Consider the following 2261-nt stretch of genomic DNA (forward strand, 5'->3'; position numbering starts at 1 on the left):
GGCACCCTCGAATACCTCGGACGCCGCGACCGACAAGTCCAACTCCGCGGCCAACGCGTCGAACTCGGCGAAATCGAACACGCCCTGTGCGAGCACCGGGCGGTCCGGCAGAGCGCGGTGGCGGTTCGCAACGGCACCCTGACCGGGTACGTCGTCGGCGACGCAGACCCGGCCGACGTACGCCGGTTCCTCGCCGACCGGCTCCCCACCTACATGATCCCGACCGCCCTCATCACACTGCCCGAGCTACCGCTGACGCCGAACGGCAAGCTCGACACCGCCCAGTTGCCCGAGCCCGCGCCTGCGGTCACCGAGCACGTGGCGCCGCGCACCGACACCGAACGGTGGCTGGCCCGGGTCTGGCGGGACCTCATGCGGGTCGACCAGGTAGGCGCGACCGACAACTTCTTCGACCACGGCGGCAACTCACTGCTCGGCATCCAGCTCACCGCCCGGGTGCGCGACCAACTGGGCATCGACCTACACCCGCGTGAGCTGTTCGCCAACCCCGTTCTCGAAGACCTCGCCGCCCACCTCGACCGCGCCGAGCCCACCGCCGGCCGGACCGCGATCGTGCCGGTACCGCGTGACGGAACACTGGTATGCACTCGGCAGCAGGAAGGGCTGTGGTTTGAACACCAACTCGACCCGGCGTCCACGGTCTACCACATCCCCGTCGCGCTCCGGCTGCGCGGCGTGCTGGACGAACCCGCCCTGCGGCGAGCGCTGCACGCGCTGGTAGTGCGACACGAAGCCCTGCGCACGCGGTTCGTCGAGCACAACGGACTCCCCCGCCTGGTGATCGACCCCGCACCGGCCGACCTTGCCCTGCCCGCGGTCGACATCGCGGCCGACACCGTCACCACCTGGGTCAACGATCAGGTCAGCCGCCGGATGGATCTGGCGACCGGGCCGGTATTCCGCACGGCGCTGGCCCGCCTGGCGGCCGACGAGCACGTGCTCGTGCTCGTCGCGCACCACATCGTCGCCGACGGCTGGTCGGTGGGGATCCTCGCCGACGAGTTGGCCCACCTCTACGCCGCGGAAACCGGCCTCACCACCCAGGCCCAGCTACCAGACCTGCCCGTACAACCCGCCGACCACGCGGCCTGGCAGCGCGCCCGCCTCGACGATGAGGAGTTGGGTCGCCAACTCGATCGCTGGCGGATGATCCTGGCCGACCTACCGACGGTGGATCTGCCCAGCGACCGGCCGCGTCCGGCTCACCCCACCGGTGCCGGAGCCTGGATCGGCCGGCCGTTGCCCGACGACGTGACAGCCGCCGCCCGCCGCTACGCCCGCGACCACCACGTCTCCTTCCTCGCCATCCACCAAGCCGCACTGCTCACCGTGCTGCACCGCTACACCGGACAAACCGACCTACCCATCGGCTCGATCTTCTCCGGCCGCACCCACATCGACACCGAACCGATGGTCGGCTACTTCGCCAACACCGTCGTCCTACGCACCAACACCAACGGCGACCCCACCTTCACCGACCTCATCCACCGCTGCCACGACACCGTCCTGGAAGCCACCGCACTCCAGGACATCCCGTTCAGCCTGATCGTCGACAGCCTCAAACCCGAACGCGTCACCGGCCGCAACCCCCTGTTCCAGATCAGCCTCACCCTGCAACCAGCCCTCTCTCGGAGCGCGTCGGGGCTCGGCACACTCACCGCCGAACCTGTGGACGCCACCACCGGAAGCGCCCGCTTCGACATCGCGGTCAGCATCGAAGAAACACCCGACGGCCAGCTGAGCATCGCCGCCGAATACTCCACCGAACTCTTCGACGCCGACCGCGTCGACCGCCTGCTCGAGCACTGCATCACCGCGCTCGCCAACGGACTGGCCCAGCCCGGCGACCTCGTCGAGGACGTCGACATCCTCACGTCCGCCGAACGCGACCACATCCTGTACGCGCTGAACCCGTCCGAGGACACCGACGGCCAGGTAGGTGTGGCATGAAGGGCCTGTTGCACGGCGTACTGGCGGGTCATGACCCCGACCGGGTGGCGATCCGGTTCCAGGGCGTCGACCTCAGCTACGGCGAGTTGGACCGTCGATCCACCCGACTGGCCCAGAGGCTGCGCAGGCACGGCATCGGCCCGGGCCACATCGTCGGGCTCCTGCTCGACCGGGGCCTGCACCTACCCGTAGCCCAACTGGCGGTGATGAAGACCGGCGCCGCCTGGACCATGCTGGACCCGCAACTGCCACCGGCCAGGCTGGCGTACCAGACCAGCGACTCCGGTGCC

The 2261-nt window shown here is 69.6% G+C and carries 2 protein-coding genes; both read left to right on the plus strand.

Annotated features, from left to right (window positions below; all coding sequences use genetic code 11):
* On the plus strand, positions 1–1971 hold a 1971-nt coding region (locus ACLQ23_RS31465), incomplete at its 5' end, for a condensation domain-containing protein (RefSeq protein ID WP_425736161.1).
* Positions 1968–2261: AMP-binding protein (locus ACLQ23_RS31470; RefSeq protein ID WP_425736160.1), on the plus strand; the 294-nt coding region annotated here is incomplete at its 3' end. The genes ACLQ23_RS31465 and ACLQ23_RS31470, both read left to right, overlap by 4 nt.

It is taken from the genome of Micromonospora sp. DT41, from assembly GCF_049841715.1.
Lineage (GTDB): Bacteria > Actinomycetota > Actinomycetes > Mycobacteriales > Micromonosporaceae > Micromonospora > Micromonospora profundi.